The organism is Spirosoma gilvum (genome assembly GCF_054776815.1).
In genome coordinates, this window is record NZ_BAAHBH010000004.1 from 571,096 (window position 1) to 594,432 (window position 23,337).

The window sequence follows — 23,337 nt, forward strand, 5'->3', positions numbered from 1 at the left end:
TCAAAACTTCGTATCTTTCCTGTTGCTAGGTAAACATACATTTTTTTAATCCCTATCCTTATTCGTTATGGCTGCGGTTAAGCTAACGATTAACAATCAGGTGCATACGCTGGACATTGATCCTCAGATGCCCTTACTGTGGGCTATTCGGGACGTTGTTGGGCTAACGGGTACCAAATTTGGCTGTGGTATTGCCCAATGCGGAGCCTGTACGGTCCACCTGGATGGTAACCCAATCCGTTCCTGCAGTTTTCCGGCATCGGCGGCTGCGGGACATAAAATCACAACTATCGAAGGCATTTCGAAAAACGGCGACCATCCGATTCAAAAAGCCTGGATCGAGCATCAGGTCCCGCAGTGTGGCTATTGCCAGTCGGGTCAGATCATGTCGGCCCTTTCCTTGCTGAAACAAAACCCGAAGCCCACCGACGCTGATATTGACGCAGCTATGCAGGGAAATATTTGCCGCTGCGGCACCTACAACCGCATTCGCCAGGCCATCCATACGGCATCTGCCGAAATGACGGCTGCGCCCAAATTGCCTAAGTCAGCCCCTAAAATTGGTGAACGATGAGCCAAAACCAGAAACAATCCGAATCGAACTCATCCCGTCGGGCTTTTCTGAAAGCTGCGGGACTAACGGGAGCCACATTCGCACTGGGGTTATCGGGCACCGATTTGCTGGCAAGTCCGGTACACAACCTGAGTGCCCAGCCTGGACTGGCCCAGCCTGAATTGGCAGTACCCGAAACAGCCGAACTTACTCCTTATATATTGATCGATAAATCGGGGCAAATTACTCTGATGAATCCTCGGCCAGAAATTGGGCAGGGCACATTCCAGTCGGTTCCGGCCCTGATTGCCGAAGAACTGGAAGTTCCACTGGACAAAGTTGTAATCCGGCAAACGGGTGGCGAGAAAAAGTATGGCGGCATGTGGTCGCAGGCAGTGGGCGGCAGCGGCTCCATTCGGGGAGGTTATACCCAGATGCGGAAAGTGGGCGCGTCGGCCCGCGAGATGCTCATCAAAGCTGCCAGCGATCAATGGAGTGTGCCCGTAGAGGAATGCTACGCCGACAATGCGACCGTTATTCACAAACCGTCCAGCAAAAAGCTAACCTACGGACAACTGGCTGAACCAGCCGCAAAACTTCCTGTACCGAAAGAGCCGAAGCTGAAAGATCCCAAACAGTTCACGATGCTGGGCAAGTCGATTCCCCGGCCCGATGTACCACCGAAAGTGAATGGGCAGGCGAAGTTCGGTATGGACGCTAAAGTGGCAGGTATGCTCTATGCATCTATTGAACGGTGCCCGGTGCTGGGCAGCAAACTCGTTAGTTTCGACGCATCGCAGGCGCTGAAAGTCAAAGGTGTTCAGAAGGCCGTGAAAGTGGAGCGGGTCATGGGCAAAAACCGTTATGAAGGCATTGCCGTCCTGGCCGACAACTACTGGGCAGCCTTACAGGGTCGTAAAGCCTTAAAAGTGCAGTGGGATCATCAGCATCACGATACGTTTAACTCCCTAGAATACGAAAAAAGCCTTCGTGATCTGGCCAAAGCCGATGGGATAGTTGGCCACAACGCAGGCGATTTCGACAAGACCTTTGCCGAATCACCTACCAAACTGGAAGCTTTTTACGAAACTCCCATGGTGAGCCACTCACCGATGGAACCCATGAACGCTTTGGCCCATTACCAACCGGGTGATAAGATAGAGCTTTGGGTGTCGACGCAAGGGGGCGATCTGGTCAAAGACGAAGTAGCAAAGGTTTTGAAGGTATCGCCCGATAATGTCACCGTACATGTGTTGTTCAACGGTGGCGGTTTTGGTCGACGGCTTACGCAGGATTATGCAACGGAAGCCGCTTTATTATCGAAAACGGTTGGCAAACCCGTAAAGGTTGTCTGGACTCGTGAAGATGATACAAGCTTAGGCCCTTTCCGGCCGCTCACCTTTTCAGCCATGCGGGGAGCCTTATCAGCTGATGGAAAAGCCGTTGCATTCCAGCACAAAGTTATTTCGCCCTCCATCGACGCCACGATGAGTGAGAAATACGACAAAACCAAACCCGACGGCACCATGCTCGAAGGGACGGGTGAACAGAAATACGAGATTCCGAACCTAAACACCCGTTATGTTCATTCGGATATTCATATCCCTCTCACCTACTGGCGGTCGGTAACTAGCTCAACCGTAGCCTTTGCGCACGAGTGCTTCCTGGACGAGATGGCCCACAAAGCTGGGCAGGACCCAATGGCGTTCCGACTAGGTCTACTTACTAAAGACACCGACGCCAAACGAATGATGACCAAACTGAAAGAAGTTTCGGGCTGGGATAAACCACTGCCTGCCGGGAAAGGTCGAGGTGTGGCTCAGTGGGAATTTTTCGCTGGTCTGGCGGGTCAGGTTGTCGAAGTGTCGAAAAGCAAATCGGGCGGTATCACTGTTGACAAAGTCTATTGTGTGATTGACCTCGGTACGGTTGTCAACCCCGATACCGTAAAAGCACAGGTGGAAGGAGCTGTTGCCATGGCCCTGACAGCCGCGACCAAAGACGGCATTACCTTCGCCAACGGTCGGACTCAGCAAACCAATTTCGATGCCTATCGGATGTTACGCATTCACGAAATGCCCGAAGTCGAAGTCCATATTCTGGCTGAAGGTGGACCAACTATCAAAGGCGTCGGTGAACCCGGTTTACCACCCTTAGCACCTGCATTAGCAAACGCTGTTTTTGCCGCCACCGGCAAGCGAATTCGGAAATTACCCTTTGATCTAGAGAAAGTATAACTATGTTTCAGGTTTAGCGTTTCAGGTTATAAAGCTACTGGCAGTCTAACCTGAAACGTTAAACTTGAAACCTACAGTCTGCAACCATGAAAGAAATAACCCGCATCGTTGATGTTTTTGAGCAGATTGATTTTTCGCAACGAAAAGCCGCTTTAGCCACAGTCGTTTGGGTCGAAGGGTCATCGTACCGGCGTCCGGGAGCGCGTATGCTCATTACGGACGATGGCCGTTGGGAAGGTGCTATCAGCGGTGGCTGTCTGGAAGGCGACGCCTTACGAAAAGCCCGTCAGGTCATGCTCGATGGCCAGCCTATTGTAGTTACCTACGATACTATGGACGACGGAGCGAATAGTTTCGGTGTAGGACTGGGTTGCAACGGCATCATTGATGTGCTGATCGAACCTATACAGCCTACGCACCCTCAAAACCCAATCGTATTTCTAAAAGAGTTTGCGCAAAAACGCGATGTTCGGGCGCTGGCCACGATTCTGAAAAGCGATGGTACCGTCTTACTCCCTGGCAATCGATTTGTTCTGACAGGATTGGACGACGATTCTGTACCTGCCTGGCTCAAGCCCGATATGGAAGAAGTTTTCGACCTGGGCAAACCCTTAACGAAAGGCTACACCGTTGGGCTTGAAACTGTCGAAGTGTTTATCGAACGCATCGATCCAGGTATTGAGCTGATTATTTTCGGCGCTGGGTACGATGTCATTCCTGTAGCTAAACTTGCCCGTGAAATAGGATGGCAGGTAACTGTTACGGACGACTGTATCGCGCACTTATCGCCCAAACGATTCCCGGCAGCAACTTGTGTCCTGTACGCCGATCGGCAAGTTGTGCTCGATCAGTTGACGATCACCGACCGTACGGCGGCTGTGCTGATGTCGCATAATTTCAATTACGACCGAGCCGTTTTGCAGGAACTTCTTAAAACCGATGTTCCCTACATCGGTATGCTGGGCCCTCGCAAACGGTTCGACAAAATGCAGGATGAATTTGCGAAGGACAGGCTATTTTACACAGAGAATCAGTTGACTCGTGTTCATTCGCCAATTGGCCTGGATCTAGGCGCCGAAACCCCCGACGAAATTGCGCTATCCATTATTGCCGAAGTTAAAGCGTTCTTCACCAAACGAACAGGTAGCTTTTTGAAAGACAAGACAGGCCCTATTCACGAACGGGTTTCGGGAAATGCAGCCGGTTATGGCCGCATGGGCACGTCTATCGATTTAGAAGACATCGGTGCTGGCACCGTCGGTCTGGACGCATGAGTCTGGCGACAATTATTTTAGCCGCCGGAGCCTCTAACCGCTTGGGCGGCCAGCCGAAACAGTTGCTGACACAAGATGGCACGTCTCTGATTCAGCGCATCGTTCAAACCGCCTTATCGCTCCAGTCAGGGCCAGTCATTGTGGTTCTGGGGGCCAACCAGTCGCTTATTCAGCCAGAAATTGAACAGTTGCCCATACAGATTGTAAGGAATCCTGACTGGCAGGAAGGCTTATCTTCATCCTTACGTGCGGGGCTGAACAACCTTGCAGGCGACTCTATTGAGTACTTCCTCGTTCTTTTGACCGATCAGCCGTTTGTGACGACTGCCCTTCTTCAACAACTTATCACCACCCAGCAACAAACCGGTAAGGGTATCGTTGCCTGTCGATATGGTGACTCCGGTCATTTAGGCGTGCCCGCTTTGTTCTCAATCCGTTATCAATCAGCGTTCATGAACCTCTCCGGCGATGTGGGAGCGCGTAAACTCATACAACAATACGCGGATGATTGTGCAGCAGTCCCTTTCGATCTAGGAACCATCGACCTTGATACCTGGGCGGATGTGGAGAAATGGCAGGGAGCGAGGAGCAGGGATGGCGGGGAATAGCAGGGATAGCGCTATACGCTTTCTATGCTCCCTGCTCTTCCCCGCTCCTTGCTCCTTGCTCCTCGCTCCCTGCTTTCCGGGCCATCCCTGCCCCGTGCTCCTTGCACCCTGCGATTAGCCTTCGTACCTTTGTTACCGAAATGGCAAGACTATTAGCGATCGATTACGGTGCGAAACGAACGGGTATTGCCGTCACAGACCCCTTGCAATTAATCGCGACGGCGTTGGAAACGGTACCCTCTCACGAAATATTAAAGTTTTTGAAAGCTTATATACTACGCGAGCCTGTCGAAGCTTTTATCGTAGGATTGCCAAAAGGATTAGATGGCGCGGATACCGATAATACGGCGCGGGTTCGGAAGTTTGTCACGCATCTACAGAATGCCCACCCCGATATTCCGATTCATTGGCATGATGAACGATTCACATCGGTAATGGCCCTACAAGCGATGATTGCAGGCGGAAGTACCAAAAAAGACCGACGCGAAAAAGGAAACATCGACAAAGTCAGTGCCGCCATCATCCTACAGTCTTATATGGAAAGCAGAAAGTAATGAATAATGGATAATGAACAATGGATACTCTTTCTCCTAGCCATTTTACATTATTCATTCTTCATTATTCATTAAACTTATGATACTCCCAATTATTGCCTACGGCGACCCGGTTTTACGGAAACGAGCTAAAGACATTGAGCCCGGTAGCCTTGACGTGAAAGCGTTGAGCGAAAATATGTTCGAAACCATGTACGCGGCCTCGGGCGTAGGTTTAGCCGCTCCCCAGATTGGGCAAAGTATTCGGATGTTTGTCGTTGATGGCTCCCCAATGAATGAAGGCGAGCCTGAAGAGGACATTGATCAAAGCCTGATTGACTTCAAAAAAGTATTTATCAACCCAGAGATCATTGAAGAAGCAGGCGATGATTGGGGTTTTGAGGAAGGCTGCCTGAGCATTCCGGGTATCCGGGGCGAAGTGTTTCGGCCTGAAATAGTCGTAATTCATTATTTCGATACCGACTGGAACGAACACGAAGAAGAATATGAAGGTATGGCGGCTCGAATCATCCAGCATGAATACGACCACCTGGAAGGTAAACTCTTCACCGACTACTTACCTCCTATTCGCCGGACACTCATCAAGAAAAAACTGGCCGACATCTCAAAAGGCAAAACCGACGCCGAGTACAAAATGAAATTCCCAAAGTAATGGCATAGGGCTTAGGGTACGGGGCAAAGAGCATATTAACTCGCAGCCCATGCCCCACGCTCCATGTCCCATGTCCCATGCACATCACCCTCCTCCAAACCAACCTGTACTGGCAGGACCCCGTGGCAAACCGGGCCATGCTGGAGGAGCGTATTTTTAATCTGCCTGAACCTACTGACCTGATTGTATTACCCGAAATGTTTACCACGGGTTTTACGATGGATGCCTCTTCGGTCGCTGAACCCATGAACCTGACGACCTTCCGCTGGCTCAGGCAGATGTCCGCTCAAACCAATGCCGTAGTGACTGGCAGTTATGTAGTAAAGGAAGGCGGCAAGTTCTTCAATCGGCTCGTTTGGATGCAACCTGATGGGCAGTTCGATACTTACGACAAACGGCATCTGTTTCGGATGGCGGGCGAGGATAAAATTTATACGGCTGGTACTAAGCGAATTATAAAAGAATGGAAAGGCTGGCGGATCTGTCCACTTATCTGCTACGACCTTCGATTTCCGGTTTGGAGTCGCAATACGGATGGTCAGTCGAATGAGTTTGCATATGATCTGCTCCTGTATGTAGCCAACTGGCCAGCCGTTCGTCGGGCGCCCTGGAACACGCTGTTGCAAGGGCGGGCCATCGAAAATCTGGCCTATGTCGCTGGAGTGAATCGCGTGGGTAACGATGGTAATGGCCACCCCTATTCAGGCGACTCGGCTATCATCGACTTCAAGGGCGAGGTACTGGTCCGCCATACAGATACCGAAATCGTCCATCAACAAACGCTTTCTTTAGACGACCTACAAGCATTCCGCCAGAAATTTCCGGCCAATCTGGATGCGGATGCATTCGTTATTCAATAGTGGTGTATGAATAGTAAGCCAGTGACGCCCGGGAAACTCTTCGCATTTGACCTAGACGGTACACTACTCCGACGCGACAAAACCCTCTCCGACCGAACCGTTCGTGCCATCAATCTGCTGATCAGCAAAGGGCATTTGATTACGATAGCCACCGCTCGCCCGCCCCGAGACGTCGCTCGTCTTCTGGCCGATGTGCTCACGTATCACTACTGTATCTGCTATAACGGAGCCGAAGTGTATAAGGGTGGCACCCGCATTGCCCAGTATTCGATTCAGCCCGATTTAGCCTATAGTCTTGTTTACGAATTGGCGATGCTTAAGCATGACCTGTTTATCGGCATTGAATCCGATGATACGTTTCATGTCAATCGATCGCCCGTCCCTTTATTTGGGGAGGTCCCTCACCGGCAAATCGCTTTCTCCGAACAGCAACATCCCATTTTCAATCAAGGAATCACTAAAATTATTCATGAAGGCTTAGGGGCTTCGTCCGAAACGGTTACCCTTCAATCTGTCCACGATACTTGTGCCGTCACGCATACAGACAATGGCGCTATCGTCCAGATCATGGCACAGGGCGTAAACAAATGGGCCGCTCTACAAACCATCGCCCAACACGAAAGCATAAGCCTACAAAATATCATCGCTTTCGGTGATGATCATAATGACCTCGCCATGCTGACCTCCTGCGGCATGGGTGTTGCAATGGCCAATGCTACTGCGTCTGTATTAGCAGCCTCTGCACACAGAACCACATCCAATGATGAAGACGGTGTAGCCTGTTTTCTGGAAGATTACTTTTTATAGACCTCAGCCGCACATTTACCTGCTATCTCACGCATCAGAACAGAGCCAATAATTCCCGGGCACTTTCTAGCGTGGTAAATGACTTACCGATCAATTGCTCATCTTCTACCCGTTCGTGAATCCAGGTGATGGAATACGGAATATGAATTGCATGGCCGCCAATGTGTACGACGGGTAAAATGTCGGATTTTAGCGAGTTGCCGATCATGATAAAATCAGCCGGTTGCACATTGTACTTCTGTAACACCCGCTGATACGCCTGCTCGTTCTTTTCGCTGACAATCTCCATGTGCTTGAAGTAATGTCCTAAACCTGAACGGGCAATCTTACTCTCCTGATCAAATAAATCCCCCTTGGTCAAAAGCATTAAGTCGAAGTTTCTGGAAAGCGTATCCAACACTTCAGGAATACCATCCAGCACATCGATCGGGTAGTCAATCAGTCGGCGTCCGGTATCGATAATTTGCTGGATTTCAGAACCCGTTATGGCCCCATTGGTCAGTTCAATAGCGGTTTCGATCATCGACAGAATAAAACTTTTGGCCCCGTAGCCAAAGTGATTCATATTCCGGATCTGCGTGTCGTAAAATCGGCTCGAAAGTGTCTCCTCATCAATATGGTGCGAAAGCAGATCGCATAGTTTCTGCTTCACATCTACGTAGTTTGGTTCGTTAACCCAAAGTGTGTCGTCGGCGTCAAAAGCGATTAGTTTCATGGCAATGTATTAGTTTAGAGCCCGGCAAAGGTTCGTGATGAAAAAATGACCAAAGACGTGTAAAATTGGCATTTATTTATGTGTTTTTGCAATAAATTGATTTGCGTCCTATTGCCGAAATCAGCAATTTGCCACCCGTTCCAAACGTTATTTTCATCTTATGTCTATGCAGTTCACTGAGCAGGACCAGGATCAGATTCTGGTACAGGGCGTATCCCTCGACCAGATTGACCAGCAAATACAGCACTTCGTAGAGGGCTTTCCATACCTGAATGTCATTAAGGCCGCAACCATTGGCGATGGTATTGTTCGCGTTCCCGACGATCAAATAACGAACTATATCCATCGTTACGATGAAGCTGCCCATGAACGTGACTTAGTCAAATTTGTACCGGCCTCAGGAGCGGCTACCCGAATGTTCAAATCGCTGTTTGCTGCACTGGATGGAAAATCCGACAAATCGGTAGATGAATTCTTCGCACGTATCGTTGATTTCGCCTTTTACGAAGACTTAAAAGCCGCTATGGCCGCTGATGGGCTGGACCTGGACAAAGCAGTGGCCGAAAACGATCGCAAAACGGTGCTGACGTATTTGCTGACTGACAAAGGGCTTGACTACGGTAGCTTGCCAAAAGGACTGCTCAAATTTCACCAGTACATCGATGGTCCTCGTACGCCTGTCGAAGAGCATCTGGTCGAAGGAGCGGCCTATGCCAATGCGGATGGTCTGGTAAAAATTCACTTCACCGTTTCGCCCGAGCACCGTTCCCGCTTCGAGCAACTCATCGATGAGCAGAAAGCTGATTATGAAGCCTGGCTTGGCGTAACCTTCGACATCAGCTTTTCGGAACAGAAAAAGTCGACCGATACGATTTCGGTTAATACCGATAACTCGCCTTTCCGCAATGCCGACGGTTCGTTATTGTTCCGCCCGGCTGGTCATGGTGCGCTGATCGAAAACCTCAATGATATTCATGCCGACATTGTGTTTATTAAAAATATCGACAATGTGGTACCGGATGAAATTAAGGAACCAACCGTTACCTATAAAAAAGTACTAGCCGCCGTACTGCTTGACGCTCAGCAACAGATAGCCCGTTTACAGGGTTTGCTGGAAGGCGATGATGTCAGCGAAGGCTACCTGGCTGAAGCGGATGAACTATTCCGGCGAACGTTGTTTACGCTGCCGCCCGATGAGTTTAATCAGTTATCGAACGAGGAGAAAGTAGCGTATTTCCGTCGCAAGTTGGATCGGCCGGTGCGGGTATGCGGGATGGTTAAAAATGTGGGCGAACCTGGTGGTGGACCATTCTGGGCCAGAAATCAGGACGGCTCTGTATCCCTCCAAGTGGTTGAATCAGCCCAGATTGACCTGGCCAACCCCGCTCAAAAAGCCATTTTCGATGAAGCTACTCACTTCAACCCAGTCGATTTAGTGTGTGGACTGAACGACCGTCACGGCCGCAAATATGACCTTCCAGCCTACCGCGATCCACTGACCGGCTTTATCACGGCAAAGTCGAAGGATGGCAAAGAGTTGAAGGCGCAGGAACTACCCGGCTTGTGGAATGGCGCTATGGCCGATTGGAACACCATTTTTGTGGAAGTTCCGCTGATTACGTTCAATCCGGTAAAAACGGTCAACGACCTACTGCGGAAAGAACACCAGCCAGCCGAGGACTAAAGTTAAAAAGTTGTAGGGTTATACGGTTGTAAAGTTGGCAGACATATCGTCAAACTTTATAACCGTATAACCCTACAACTTTTTAACTTTATTTTACTTTACCGCTTCAGCAAGTTCAGGAGTAGTTTCCCCAACAGCTACGGTCAAGCCTGTGGCTTGAAATGTCAGTAGTGACGTATTTTCATATACGCTCAGGTTTGCATCCCGAACACGCTCCATAATTGGGCGCAGCGCACACGTAATTTCATCATCGCAGTCGTCGCATTTTACGTAAAAGTTAAACGACACACAGGGTGTGGGCGCAATGGGCCCATCGATAACCCGTAATACCTGCGCCAGATTAACGCGACTCGGATCGACCCGTAGCAGATACCCGCCCCCTTTGCCTTTCTGACTTTGCAGAATGCCGTGATTACGAAGTTCGAGCAGGATAGCTTCCAGAAATTTTTTCGGGATATTCTCTTTGGCTGAAATGTAGGAAATCAGTACGGGGCCTTTTCCATACTCTTCAGTCAATACCTTCAGGGCCTTAATGGCATACTTAGCCTTCTTGGAAATCATTGTTACGGTAGTTAGTGGGTAAACGGATATATTAAGCAATTACTGAACTCCTTTTCAGCAAATGAAAGGTGCCAAATTACTAAGTCCTTAATTGCCAGCCAAAAACTTGTCTAACTTCTATGCTAAATATTTTACTATTTTCATTTAATACGAAGTTGTAATACAAGTTTACTGCCGAACGTCGATAAACAGCCTAAAAGTTCATCGACTTAGTCGGGTATTAGACGAACACCCTGAGAAGAAGTAACAAGCAGTTAAAGTATATTTTTCTACTGCTGCTACTCCTGGCTATTGATTAAGCTTTTTTACTGCATTCAGGACTATATAATTCATAGGTTATCAAATCTATCTTTTTCTTAACAAATTCTTAACCATCTCAATCGGCTTCATAACATTTGCTTAACACCGGACGCGCTGATTTCCCTGAATTTTGCACCGGAATCAATGCGCTATTCGCAAATGAAGTCGATCGTATCTACCTTATTAATTATAGTAGTTTTCATCACCACTGCTTCGGTTGCCTGGGCACAGGTAACAACCAGTGGCCTTAGCGGTGTCATTATCGACGCCAAGAAGGAAGTTTTGCCGGGCGCTACCGTTCAGGCGACCTACATGCCCACCGGCACTAAATATGCCGCCGTTACGGATATTGAAGGCCGTTTTCGGATCAATAACATGAATGCCGGAGGACCTTATCAGATTGTGGTTACCTACGTAGGCTATAATCCTGAGACGCTGTCGGACGTGGTTTTACGCTTAGGCGAAACCACCAATTTGAACGTTACGCTACAGGATGCCAGTACACAACTCACTGAAGTTGTCATCAAAGGTAGCCGCGAAGGCGAGCGCCAGGGTGCAGGCAGCAGCATCAACAGCGAAGCCATCCGTCGCTTGCCCACTATCTCGCGAAGCCTGACGGACATGACCCGGCTGTCGCCCCAGGCAAACAATAATAACTCGTTTGCCGGTACAAACTTCCGATACAACAACGTAACCATCGATGGAGCCATTAACAACGATGCTATTGGCTTTAGTCCTTCGCTCGGCGGCTCTACCGGATCGTCAGGCCAGCCGGGCTCTAGTACCCGGACCAATCCAGTCAGTCTGGACGCTATTCAGGATATTCAGGTAGCCGTTGCGCCATTTGACGTTCGGCTTGGAAACTTCCTGGGTGGTTCTGTCAATGCGGTTACCCGGAGTGGAACCAACGAAGTAACGGGGTCTGTATACGGCTTTGGCCGGAATGCTACGCTGACAGGTGCCTGGAACGGTGCTTCGGATGCAAAAGAAAAACTTCCCAGCACGTTTTACGAATACCAGACCGGTGTTCGCGTTGGCTTACCGATCATTAAGAACAAACTGTTCTTCTTTACAAACGAAGAAATCACCCGTCGTCAGGACCCGGTTCAGTTCCAGGCTGGCACGCCTAGCTCATTGATTAAAGATGCAGCCGTAGCGCAGCAGATCAGCGATTTTGTAAAAACGAATTATGGCCTTGACGCCGGTTCGGCTGGTAACTACTCGATCTATTCCAACAGCACAAAGTTCTTCAACCGACTGGACTGGAATATCAATGACAAAAACCAGTTGACGATTCGGAACAATACCGTTTTCTCGGAGGCCACGAACCTGGAGCGTGATGCCGCTAACTTCCGCTTTGGCAGTATTGACTTCAAACAGACGAACAACCAAAGCAGCACTGTTGCCGAATTGAAAACGCAATTCAGTGGCCGGGCATCGAACAGCCTGATCGTCGGTTATTCGAGCGTGCACGATTTCCGCAACACCCTTTCCAACGTTCGGACCTTCCCACAGGTTGAAATCGGCTATAATGGTGGAACCATTTTCCTGGGTAATGACCGGGAAGCGTCTGTGTTCAACCTTCGTCAGAAAACCTTTGAAGTGACCGACAACTTCACGTTCTATCTGGGCAAAAACACGTTCACGCTGGGTACACATAACGAATTTTATACGATCGATTACGGCTTTGTCAACTCGCCAAACGGCCGGATTTCGTACCGGTCGGTCGATGAGTTTCTCGCCAAGGTACCCAACCGGGTTCGGGGTAGCTACCCATTTGGCGATGCGACCAACAATCTGGATAACCAATTCAACAATCCGTACGCTCATTTCAACGTAAATCTGTTAAGCCTGTATCTACAGGACGACATTCAGCTTACCGACCGGATCAAACTGTCGCCGGGCATTCGCCTGGACTACTCAGGCTTGCCAAAGAAACCTACGCTTAGTTCGCAGGTAACGGCTTCGGCGGGCGACGCGGCTAACTATGGCAAAACATACTCCTATACTCCGCTGAACCAGATCACAAACTCGTATCTGAATAATGTTCAGATATCGCCCCGCTTAGGCTTTACAATCGATGTGAAAGGTGATAAGAGTTTGGTTATTCGCGGTGGTACCGGTTTGTTTACGGGTCGGGTTCCGTTTGCCTGGTTAGGGTATGCCTTCTACAACAACGGCGTTGGCTATGGCGCTTATGACTTCAATAACAACGCTACGGCTACGACCAAACTGATTGGTGATCCGCTGGTTCCGAATGGTGGGCTGCTCATCAACAACAATCCAGCCAATGGTGGTGTAACCCGCACGCAGGTCGACCTGATCGACAACAACTTCAAAATGCCCCAAATGTTCCGCAACAACATCGCCGTTGATTACACAGTCGGTGGTTATAAGTTCACGGTTGAAGGGTTGTACACCAAAGTGATCAACGACCTGAAGTTTATGCAGGTGAATACCAAAGATGTAGTTCGGTACTACAGCTACGACACGCAGCAACAACAGCCTATTTACGTAGCCAGCAACGGAACCGCCGGAGCACAACGCATCGACAACAATTTCGCCAATGCCTATATGCTCACGAATACCAACAAAGGGTATCGGTATAGCCTAACTGGCCAGATTCAGCGGAATTTCCCAATGGGCTTTGGCTTCTCAACAGCCTATACCTACGGCAAATCGTTCGACCTTACCAACGGCATTCGGAACTCGATGGAATCGAATTGGCAGTTGAATCAGTCATTAACCCCGAACGATCCACAACTGGCTTACTCAAACTTCGATATTCGCCACCGGATTGTGGGTACGGTCAACTACCGCCATATCTGGAATCCACGCAATGCCACCACCGTTACGCTGTTCTACTCGCTGCAATCGGGCGCTCCTTTCTCATGGGGCTATGTGAATACAACCGTCGATGGTACGGGCCAGGCCAACAGCTTAGCTTATATTCCACGCGACCTGGCCGAAGCGCAGAAGCTGCTGCCGACGGGTACACAAGCCACTGATTTTATGGCCTTTGTTGAATCGGCCCCGTATCTGAAAACCCGCAAAGGCAACTTTACCGAGCGTAATGGTGGCCGGACGCCCTGGAACAACACGATGGACCTGCGCTTCCTGCACGAGTTCAAGCTGAAAGGCCGTCAGTCGATCCAGATCAGCTACGATATTATTAATTTCCTGAATCTGCTGGATAAGAAGCTGGGCTATTACTACTTCTCGCCCAACACCTTCAACTCGACAGCAACGATTGGTCTGACACGGGCAACGAACCCAGCTACGGGCGACCCCACCTTTACCTGGTCAAGACCATCCGCTCCTTATTCCATCGACCCACTCAGCTCACGCTGGCAAATGCAACTGGGAGCCCGGTTTAATTTTTAATCTTCCTCGTAAAAACCAGAAACCCCCAACTTGTGCCAAGTTGGGGGTTTCTGGTTTTATAGACCTCATCAACTATACACACGTAGACTTTTCATCCATTCGCCTTTCTATCTTCATGTAGTCTTAATCCTAGACAGCTCGCATGAAGCGTAAACTCAACTTATCCCTTTTGCTGATAACGCTTGCGTTTTCTACCATCGGTCAATCTTCCAAAACAAACACGTCGCCAGTAAACTACCTGCAAAATCGGACTCCTCTTCGGCCAAACTCCTATCTGGAATTACCGCTGGGTGCGATAAAGCCACAGGGCTGGCTCAGGGAAATGCTGATTCGCCAGAAAACCGGCTCGACGGGACAGTTGGATAAACTCTACCCGTTGGTTATGAACCAGCGGAATGGATGGCTGGGTGGCGACGGTGATCAGTGGGAACGCGGGCCTTACTGGATTGATGGACTTTTGCCCCTGGCGTATATTCTGGATGATCATGAGCTAATCGCAAAGGCGAAACCCTGGGTTGAATGGGCGTTGAACAGCCAGCAACCCGATGGCTATTTCGGACCATCGAAAGACTATCCGCACGAACCGGGTGTGCAACGCGACAACAGCCGCGATTGGTGGCCGAAAATGGTCATGCTCAAAATTTTGAAACAATACTATTCGGCAACGAACGATAGTCGGGTTATTCGCCTGATGACCAACTATTTTAGGTACCAGCTTCAGGAATTACCGCAAAAACCGCTCGATCACTGGACGTTCTGGGCACGCTACCGGGCTGGCGATAACCTGATGGTCGTTTACTGGCTGTATAACATTACCGGCGACAAGTTCTTGCTTGAACTGGCCGACCTGCTTCACAAACAAACCTTCGACTACACCGACGCTTTCCTGCATACCGATCTACTGGCCAAACCGGGAAGCATTCACTGCGTTAATCTGGCACAGGGGATTAAAGAACCCATTATTTATTACCAGCAGCATTCGGAACAAACCTATCTCGACGCGATCAAAAAAGGGGTTGCCGATATTCGAAAATACAATGGCATGGCGCATGGTTTGTATGGGGGCGACGAAGCGCTTCATGGCAATAACCCAACCCAGGGCTCGGAACTGTGTACGGCTGTTGAAATGATGTTTTCGCTCGAAAGTATGCTGTCTATCACTGGCGATGTGGCTTATGCTGATCAGCTTGAAAAGATCGCTTTTAATGCTTTACCCGCTCAGGCTTCCGACGATTTTATGAAGCGGCAGTATTTTCAGCAGGCCAATCAGGTCATGGCGACGCGACATCATCGCAACTTCGACGTTAATCATGGCGGTACCGATTTATGCTTTGGACTGCTGTCGGGCTATCCTTGCTGTACATCCAACATGCACCAGGGCTGGCCGAAGTTCACTCAAAATCTCTGGTATGCTACAGCCGATAAGGGATTGGCCGCGCTGATATATTCACCCAGCACGGTACAAGCTTACATAGCCAATGGGGTTAAAGTGACGGTGCAGGAAGAAACGGCTTATCCATTCGAAGAAACCATAAAATTCACCGTTAACCTGGAGAAAGGTACGTCTTCGGTTGCTTTCCCATTTCATCTGCGTATACCACAATGGTGTAACAAAGGGATCATCAACGTGAATGGCCAGGGCTGGCCATTCACCGCTTCGAATGGCGTTGCCATTGTGAACCGAACCTGGAAATCAGGCGATGTCGTTGAGCTGACCTTACCGATGCACATCGTTAAAAATACGTGGTTTGAAAACTCGGTATCGATAGAACGCGGCCCTATTACGTATGCTTTAAAGATTGGCGAGTCGGTAACGCCGGTCAAAAACGAAAAAGACCCGGTTGCCTACGGTGATACCTACGACGAAATCCGTCCAACTACCCCCTGGAATTATGGCCTGATAAAGGTTGCCGACAAGGATTTAGGTGCCAATTATACGGTCGAGAAAACAGGGCTGACAGGCTCATATCCATGGAATTCGGAAAATGTACCTATCCAACTTAGGACAAAAGCCCGACGCATTCCATCCTGGCAACTCTATAATGAGATGACGGGCCCTATTCCGTACAGCCTCACCTATGGTCTGGAAACGAATCCTGAAGCCGAAGAAATCATCCTGGTCCCCTATGGCTGCACACGGCTACGAATCTCTCAATTTCCGGTGGTTGGACGGTAAAATCCCAAGTAAATACCAGTGGGGAGCAATCGTTGGAAGCTAATCAACGGCTATTCAAAATCCGTCCAGATCTGGACGGCCAACCGTCCGTTTTCGGACGGTAAACGATCTTCTGAGAGCATAAAATAGGCCCTGATCGGCCCCGAAAGGGGATTAGGGCGATTGGCCTTCTATTTGCTATGCAAAGAGGAAAGATAGTATCGCTGTTGTAAAATCATCCTTACGATGTATGAAAGGCACCCAGCTTGGTGAGTTCGAAGAGATTGTTTTATTGATGATTGCCCGGCTTTTCGACGATGCGTATGGAGCAGCTATTGTGGAGGAACTGAGTGATTATTTAGAGCGACCTATAAGCTTAGGTGTTGTTCATCGTACTATGCAACGGTTAGAAGAGAAAGGGCTAGTTCATTCCCGCTTTAGTGAACCAATAGCTGAACGAGGTGGGCGGAGCAAACGGCTGTTTACAGTAACCCTGGCGGGCGAGCAAGCTCTGCGCGAAGCCCGACGCATCCGGAATGAATTGTGGGATGGCATCCCGAAAACTGCTTTTGACCATCTGACATGAATCAGAAAAATTCCATTCACAAACGCAGACAGGTCGATCCCCCACGCTGGGCCGAGCGACTGCTGACCAGAATTACGGCTCCTCATATTCAGGATGAAATTTTGGGCGATCTGTATGAATTATTCCAGAAGCGAGTTCAGCGATATGGCTATACCATTGCCCAACTGTTGTATGTGCTGGAAATGACATTATTGGTACACCCCCGTCTTTGGCGTAAACAAGCCCCAAATCCCCACTTGTACTCGAAATCGACTGTTTATTCAACACCAAACCCAATGGCCATGCTGAGCAATTATATTAAAATCGCACTGAGAAAACTGAATCGGCAGAAAGCATATACGCTGATCAATGTGGTAAGTCTGAGCCTGGGCATTGCCTGCGCCATTCTGATCTTTACGCTGGTCAAATACCACCTGAGTTTTGACACCTTCCATGCAGCTCAGGATCGTATCTATCGTATTTATACAACACTTCAAACAGAAAAAGTGTCCTACAGTACGGGCGTTCCCAGCCCGATGGGAGAAGCCTTCAAGCGGGGATATACAGTTGCGGAGGAGATTGGGCGAATCGGCTTTTTGAAGAAACGCGTGATTGCCGTATCACCCGAGAAAAAGTTTGAGGAAGACGTTGCGTTCGCCGATCCTGATTTTCTACGCATTTTCAATTTTCCATTGCAGGAAGGTAGCTCACAAACCGCGTTGCAGGAACGCAATACGGCCCTAGTCACGGAGCGAATCGCCAAAAAATACTTTGGCACTCAAGATCCTATCGGCAAACTTCTAAAACTGGACAATTCCCTGGTGTTCAGAATTACGGGAGTTCTTCAAAACCTGCCTGCTACGACGGACTTTCATACTGAAATCTATCTCCCTTACGACAATTTGCACGACCACAGCCCCTGGTTGGTCGAAAAAGACTGGTGGTTAGGTTTTAATAAAGAAATACAATGTTTTATCCGACTCAAACCGGGTGTATCGGCAGCTAGGGTCGACTCAGAAATTCTTCCGGCCATTTCCAATAAATACTATGACAACGTGAATGCAAAGCTTTTTCAGTTTAAGCTACAGCCACTGTCCGATGTTCATTTTAATCCGAAACTACGCGGCTACACAGAAAAAAAGAATCTCTGGACGTTTGTCCTAATCGGCCTTTTTCTGGTCGTTACGGCCTGCGTGAATTTTATTAATCTGGCAACGGCCCAGGCCCTTGGGCGCTCCAGAGAAATCGGCGTTCGGAAAGCGTTAGGCAGTCAGCGGGGAGCCCTTTTCTGGCAATTTATTACGGAGACCGCTTTCATCACTGGGTTTGCCTTAGCCGTTGCACTAGGGCTGGCGTATCTGGCTGTACCTTTTGTCAATCAATGGTTCGATATAGAACTGACCATCAATCCATTGGCAGATATGTATCTACTTGCCTTTTTGGTCGGCCTGCTACTAACCGTGGTGTTCTGTTCGGGTGCCTATCCTGGTCTGATTTTGGCTCGTTTTCAACCTGTGCTGGCACTAAAAGGCAAACTTTCTCAGCAGGCAGCGGGTAATTTTTCATTGCGTAGGGGATTGGTTGTCACGCAGTTTGCCATCTCACAGTTGCTCATTATCGGCACGCTGATCGTTACCAGCCAGTTACGGTATTCGCAACAGGCCGATATGGGTTTTCGGAAAGACGCAACGGTTATTCTACCGGTACCAGACAATAATCCGGCAAAAATAAGTACACTACGGGCACAGCTTTCGGAACTAGCCGGGGTAGAAAACGTAACGTTTTTCGATACACCACCCGCATCCGAATTCCTGGGAAGTACGGGAATTCGCTTTGATTCCCGCCCTAAAAATGAAACTTTCAACATCTCCATTAAAGCGGGTGACCATCAGTTTGTCCCTACATTCAAAATACCCATTCTGGCTGGTCGCAACCTGAATCCGTCCGATACCGTTCGGGAGTTTCTGCTCAATGAATCGGCTGTAAAAGCGCTGGGGTTAGCGTCCAATCAGGCTGTAATCGGCAAATCGGCGACAATCAATGGACGGCTGGGGACCATCGTTGGGGTGATGAAAGATTTTCACTTTAAGTCGTTTCGCGTTGCCATTGAGCCTCTCTGTCTAACGACCTGGAGCGAGGTGTATAAAAGTTGTGGGATAAAAGTCAATCTGGCGAATTTGGGAACAACCCTGACTGGTTTTGAAAAATCCTGGACGGCTTTATATCCGGCATCTATTTATACGTACCAGTTTCTGGATGAGGAAATTGACCGGCTCTATAAGCTGGATAACATGCTGCTTCGGCTCATTCAGGTATTTGCGGGCATTGCCATTTTTGTGGGTTGTCTGGGCCTGTATGGGTTGGTGTCGTTCATGGCGGCTCAGAAAACGAAGGAAATCGGTGTACGCAAGGTATTGGGAGCCAGTACAGGCAACATCCTTTGGCTATTTGGGAAAGAATTTATTCGTCTATTGGTGGCTGCGTTTGTACTGGCGGCTCCGCTGGCGTGGTGGGCTATGAACGAGTGGCTGGCTACTTTTGTGTATCGGATCGAACCGGGTGCTGGCATTTTTGGGCTAGCCATGCTGGTTACATTAATTGTTGCTCTACTGACTGTTGGTTTTCGAAGTGTGAAAGCCGCGCTAATGAACCCAGTAAAGACTTTACGAACAGAATAGCCGCCTATCTGTCATTACATTGTAATTGAAGTTTTCTGTCATTCCGACCGGGACGCGTAGTCGAAGATTCCTTCTTCGACTACGCGTCCCGGTCGGAATGACAGAAAACACTACAAAACTTAAGTTACAGTGTAGTCATTTTAACTGACGGAAGAAATCTTAAGGCTCTTAATAGGAAGGATTACCATTTCCCCCGTCGGTTAAAATGACAAAATCAGCTCGATATTATTTTTTGGGCAACTACACAAAGAAAAAAGCCAGCGCAAAGCTCTGGCCTTTCATGCGACACCAATATGAAAATGTATAGAATGGCTTAGCGGAATTAGCCAACCGACTACAGGACAAATCTACCCCTCTGTTGTTACCTCAACATTACGCCAGTATTACGCTTGAATTATACTTATCCAACGCGTTACTCTATCACGCCATTTTGCGGGCTACCCGTACTCAGCGGCCCCTCTTTCCAGAACCCGTTGACAAACTGATACTGAATTTGATCGTCTTTTTTCAACAGGAAGGTTGGTATCTGCTCCAGTTGAAGTGGCTGAGCGGGCAAGTCGCCTTCGTAAAGCAGATGAACCAGTTGTGACGGGAATTCTTTCTTACTTGATTTTCGAACCTTAAACGCAACAATTCCGTCGCGCCGTAAAGCAGGCAAATCCAACTTAGCCAAGTCAACCACTGTATCAAGCGTTTCAGGATATACCTGAGCTGGAACGAGTGTCAAGCCCGTAGCATCGATCTCTTCGATCCCGTAGAAGGTCGATAAATCGCCAATGTCTTCAACCGTACTTTTGTACTGAAACGTCCGGGCGGCTTCATCACTGACTTCAGTATGATTGATACCTACGTCGACAATAACCGGACGGCCTTCCCGGATGACAGTTGCATTACGAATGAGCACATCGAACAACGCGCGGCCATTTTCTGGAATCAACGGATAATCGGCAATGGATTCCTGCTTGTACGACCCATCGGCAATAGCTTTTAAGGCGGTTAGAATAGCGACGAAGTTCAACCGACGGATGGTCATTTTCTCCGAATCGCCTTTATACCCACCCGACTCAATCAAAATCAGCGTTGTACCCCATTTCTGGATGTTATCGCCAAACGCACGTGGTTCAAACTCATCGTCGTACCGCGCTATTTGCCCCGGCACAAACTGCTGCAACACCCGATTCATACTGACGATCAATTGCATAGAGCGTTGGCGCACGTCGTTTACGTTCCGGTCTTCGTCGTAAGCCGTTGCCAGAAACGATACTACGGCTTGTTTACCGGTTTTGCCTACGCCATAACGGGGATTCTGGTCGTGCAGGTTAAAGCCTACCAATGGTTTCAGTGTTTGTTGTAGGTTTTTCAGTAATGCTCCTTCGGGCGTTTGCAAGCGTAGTGCATCCCGGTTCATGTCGATGTCGGTAGCGGTTCGGCGCTGAAATCGCTCGGCCCCATCCGGATTGAGCATCGGCACGAAGTGCACTGTCATCTGGCCCAAAATGGACTGCCGTAGCGCATCGAAGCCATCATTTTTAGCCTGAAGAAAGTTAAAAATATCGAACAGGGCCATCGTTGCGGTAGCTTCATCGCCATGCATCTGGCTCCATAAAAGGATATTCGTTGCGCCCGTCCCGACTTTCACTTTATAAATCGCCCGATTCTCCAACGACTCACCAACCTGACTGACCGACAGAGGTTTACCCAGTGCATTAAGCAAAGGAATAATATCCTTGTGTTTGAATCGGCGGTGGTTGAGGGCTTTTTCTTTGAACGTTTCATGGGCATCGAATAACCGACGCGATATTTCCTGTGCCTGAAGGGCTGAACTCATTAGTGATAATAAAATATATGCTATGTACAGGTGTTTCATGGTTATATGCCTTTTCCAAGCGCTAGCCCACTAGCAGAGGCCATTAAGCAAAGCAGAACGTTTAAGCCAATATTAAGCAGCGCTGCGGTAAAGCGACCATTTTGCAATAGGACGACTGTATCATAACTAAAGCTGGAAAATGTACTGAGTCCTCCGCAAAAACCTACACCAATCAACAGACGCGCTTCTTCGCCAGCCGACCGGTTGATAACCCAGCCGACAACAGCTCCCAGCACAAAACTGGCCAGTACGTTCACGAGCAAAATGGCGTTTGGAAATGGCGTTCCTGTCAGCGTAGCCGGAATGAGTCGACCAGCGTAATAACGGAATAGGCTCCCTACTCCGCCCCCCACAAAAACCAGCACCGCAGGATGTGTAAGCAAGACTCTCATATCGACAAACTTACGAAAAAACAGGATTGAAGCCCGTTTGCGCCTATGTCCCTGACTGATACAGGAAAGTTTTTGCTATCATTGTAAATCAGGTTTATAGCAAAGCCAACCCACTCGAACGAATGGCCCAACATCAACTCAAGAAATTATTAGGCGTCGGCTTTGGCATTGCCGTTACCATTGGCGGTACCATTGGCACGGGTATTTTACGGAAGCCGGGGCCTATAGCCCAGGACATTGGCGATCCGACGCTTATTATCGCTGTCTGGTTGATTGTGGGAGTCTATGCGCTGGCCGGGTCATTGTCGGTAATGGAGTTAGGAACCATGCTGCCTAAAGCGGGTGGATGGTACGTATTTGCACACCGGGCTTTTGGCAACTATGCCGGGTTTATCATTGGCATCAGTAGCTGGCTGGGTAGTATATCGGCCATGGCTTTCGGAGCCGCCGTTATGAGTGAGTACACGGCACTATTATATCCATCAGTTGCTGATTATCAGAAAGGTATTGCGATTGGAATTCTGGTACTTTTTGTCGCCTTTCACTCCATAGGTGTCCGGTTGGCTAGTCGGGCGCAGGAAGTAATGAGTGTGCTGAAAGCTGTTGGCCTACTAGCCTTCGTCATTGTGTGCTTCACCGTGACGCCGAAAGAACCTGCTATAGCGACAACTGCCATCCGCCCACTGGCCGAAGGTGGCGTATGGCTGGGTATTCTGGCGGCCTTACAATCGGTTTTCTATACCTACGACGGCTGGCATACGGCGGCTTATTTTACGGAGGAAGATGTCGATCCGAGCCGGAATTTACCGAGATCGATGATCAGCGGTGTTCTACTGATCATTGGTATTTATATACTTGTCAATCTGGCGTTATTATATGTACTACCGGTGCCTGTTCTGGCAGGTTCCAAACTCCCCGCTGCCGATGCCGTTCAGCTTTTGTTTGGCCCCGGTAGCGCTCAGGTAGTTACCTTCCTGTTGATGATTTCGATCATGGGCATCATCAACGCACAAATCATGTTCAACCCGCGCGTCATTTTCGCCATGGGCCGCGATGGGCTATTCTTTCGATTCGTGAATCAGGTCAACTCGGGCGGCACACCGATGAATGCCACGATCTTAACAGCTAGTGCATCGATCCTGATGATTTTGACCAATACGTACAGTAAGCTTTCCGATATTGCTACCTTCTTTTTTGTGCTCTGTTACGCATCGGCCTTCGCGGCACTGATTCGCCTGCGCCAGACCGAACCGACTCTGCTCCGACCCGTGCGGGCCTGGGGTTACCCTTTCACAACCTGGGCACTCCTGATGGCGTCGCTGGCGTTTTTGATCGGGGTGGTTATCGGCGACTTTTCGAGTAGTATGTATGCCATTGGCTTCATCGTGGTCAGTTATCCAGTCTATTTGTTTATCAAGCGCTAAACCTGTAGGTAAACCAATTCAATTTGTAGCTTATACGACATAGCACTTTGCTTAACGTTGTTAATTG

The 23,337-nt window shown here is 49.1% G+C and carries 18 protein-coding genes; 14 read left to right on the forward strand and 4 right to left on the reverse strand.

Going from position 1 to position 23,337, the window contains the following annotated elements; genetic code table 11:
• The first annotated feature begins 67 nt into the window (after window positions 1-67).
• From ACYVFD_RS13750 to ACYVFD_RS13785, 8 genes are all read left to right on the forward strand, one after another.
• A complete protein-coding gene (locus ACYVFD_RS13750) occupies window positions 68-574 on the forward strand; it encodes a (2Fe-2S)-binding protein (protein ID WP_461090715.1) in 507 nt (168 codons plus the stop codon).
• Window positions 571-2,790, forward strand: coding sequence for a xanthine dehydrogenase family protein molybdopterin-binding subunit (locus tag ACYVFD_RS13755; RefSeq protein WP_461090716.1), 2,220 nt, complete (start codon window positions 571-573; stop codon window positions 2,788-2,790). The genes ACYVFD_RS13750 and ACYVFD_RS13755 overlap by 4 nt, the downstream gene beginning before the upstream one ends.
• 86 nt (window positions 2,791-2,876) lie before the next feature.
• Window positions 2,877-4,064 carry an XdhC family protein gene (locus ACYVFD_RS13760; RefSeq protein ID WP_461090717.1) on the forward strand — a complete coding sequence of 396 codons (1,188 nt, stop codon included), beginning with the start codon at window positions 2,877-2,879 and terminating at the stop codon, window positions 4,062-4,064.
• Complete coding sequence (locus ACYVFD_RS13765) at window positions 4,061-4,672, forward strand: nucleotidyltransferase family protein (RefSeq protein ID WP_461090719.1); 612 nt, start codon at window positions 4,061-4,063, stop codon at window positions 4,670-4,672. Before ACYVFD_RS13760 ends, ACYVFD_RS13765 begins: the two co-directional genes overlap by 4 nt.
• A gap of 140 nt (window positions 4,673-4,812) precedes the next feature.
• On the forward strand, window positions 4,813-5,226 hold the full coding sequence (ruvX, locus tag ACYVFD_RS13770) for a Holliday junction resolvase RuvX (protein ID WP_461090720.1): 414 nt from the start codon (window positions 4,813-4,815) through the stop codon (window positions 5,224-5,226).
• A 79-nt stretch (window positions 5,227-5,305) separates the two neighbouring features.
• Window positions 5,306-5,878: a peptide deformylase gene (gene def / locus ACYVFD_RS13775; RefSeq protein WP_461090721.1), complete on the forward strand. Its 573-nt coding sequence runs from the start codon at window positions 5,306-5,308 to the stop codon at window positions 5,876-5,878.
• Window positions 5,879-5,955: 77 nt separating this feature from the next.
• Entirely contained in the window at window positions 5,956-6,738 is a 783-nt protein-coding gene (locus tag ACYVFD_RS13780; protein WP_461090722.1) for an amidohydrolase, read from the forward strand.
• A gap of 6 nt (window positions 6,739-6,744) precedes the next feature.
• Window positions 6,745-7,545, forward strand: coding sequence for an HAD family hydrolase (locus ACYVFD_RS13785; protein WP_461090723.1), 801 nt, complete (start codon window positions 6,745-6,747; stop codon window positions 7,543-7,545).
• Between the two features lie 34 nt (window positions 7,546-7,579).
• Here the strand turns inward: ACYVFD_RS13785 and ACYVFD_RS13790 are convergent, their stop codons facing one another.
• The gene (locus ACYVFD_RS13790) at window positions 7,580-8,260 is read right to left on the reverse strand and encodes an HAD family hydrolase (RefSeq protein ID WP_461090724.1); all 681 of its coding nucleotides are present in this window, start codon (window positions 8,258-8,260) and stop codon (window positions 7,580-7,582) included.
• Window positions 8,261-8,426: 166 nt separating this feature from the next.
• On the opposite strand from ACYVFD_RS13790, the gene ACYVFD_RS13795 reads away from it, so the two are divergent.
• On the forward strand, window positions 8,427-9,944 hold the full coding sequence (locus tag ACYVFD_RS13795) for a DUF4301 family protein (protein ID WP_461090819.1): 1,518 nt from the start codon (window positions 8,427-8,429) through the stop codon (window positions 9,942-9,944).
• Window positions 9,945-10,037: 93 nt separating this feature from the next.
• Here ACYVFD_RS13795 and ACYVFD_RS13800 read toward each other — a convergent pair whose 3' ends face one another.
• Window positions 10,038-10,505 (reverse strand): RrF2 family transcriptional regulator, encoded by a 468-nt coding sequence (locus tag ACYVFD_RS13800; protein ID WP_461090725.1) that lies wholly within the window; start codon window positions 10,503-10,505, stop codon window positions 10,038-10,040.
• A 444-nt stretch (window positions 10,506-10,949) separates the two neighbouring features.
• On the opposite strand from ACYVFD_RS13800, the gene ACYVFD_RS13805 reads away from it, so the two are divergent.
• The 4 genes from ACYVFD_RS13805 to ACYVFD_RS13820 all read left to right on the forward strand — a co-directional run bounded on the left by ACYVFD_RS13805 (window position 10,950) and on the right by ACYVFD_RS13820 (window position 19,587).
• Entirely contained in the window at window positions 10,950-14,189 is a 3,240-nt protein-coding gene (locus tag ACYVFD_RS13805) for a TonB-dependent receptor (protein ID WP_461090727.1), read from the forward strand.
• Window positions 14,190-14,331: 142 nt separating this feature from the next.
• Window positions 14,332-16,365, forward strand: coding sequence for a beta-L-arabinofuranosidase domain-containing protein (locus ACYVFD_RS13810; protein WP_461090729.1), 2,034 nt, complete (start codon window positions 14,332-14,334; stop codon window positions 16,363-16,365).
• Window positions 16,366-16,594: 229 nt separating this feature from the next.
• Complete coding sequence (locus tag ACYVFD_RS13815; RefSeq protein WP_461090730.1) at window positions 16,595-16,930, forward strand: PadR family transcriptional regulator; 336 nt, start codon at window positions 16,595-16,597, stop codon at window positions 16,928-16,930.
• The gene (locus ACYVFD_RS13820) at window positions 16,927-19,587 is read left to right on the forward strand and encodes an ABC transporter permease (RefSeq protein ID WP_461090731.1); all 2,661 of its coding nucleotides are present in this window, start codon (window positions 16,927-16,929) and stop codon (window positions 19,585-19,587) included. Before ACYVFD_RS13815 ends, ACYVFD_RS13820 begins: the two co-directional genes overlap by 4 nt.
• 412 nt (window positions 19,588-19,999) lie before the next feature.
• On the opposite strand, the gene ACYVFD_RS13825 is transcribed toward ACYVFD_RS13820, so the two are convergent.
• Window positions 20,000-21,415, reverse strand: a complete 1,416-nt coding sequence (locus tag ACYVFD_RS13825; protein WP_461090732.1) for a M14 family zinc carboxypeptidase — start codon at window positions 21,413-21,415, stop codon at window positions 20,000-20,002.
• A gap of 41 nt (window positions 21,416-21,456) precedes the next feature.
• Window positions 21,457-21,846 (reverse strand): fluoride efflux transporter CrcB, encoded by a 390-nt coding sequence (crcB, locus tag ACYVFD_RS13830; RefSeq protein ID WP_461090734.1) that lies wholly within the window; start codon window positions 21,844-21,846, stop codon window positions 21,457-21,459.
• A 122-nt stretch (window positions 21,847-21,968) separates the two neighbouring features.
• On the opposite strand from crcB, the gene ACYVFD_RS13835 reads away from it, so the two are divergent.
• Window positions 21,969-23,270 (forward strand): APC family permease, encoded by a 1,302-nt coding sequence (locus ACYVFD_RS13835; protein ID WP_461090735.1) that lies wholly within the window; start codon window positions 21,969-21,971, stop codon window positions 23,268-23,270.
• Window positions 23,271-23,337 lie beyond the last annotated feature (67 nt).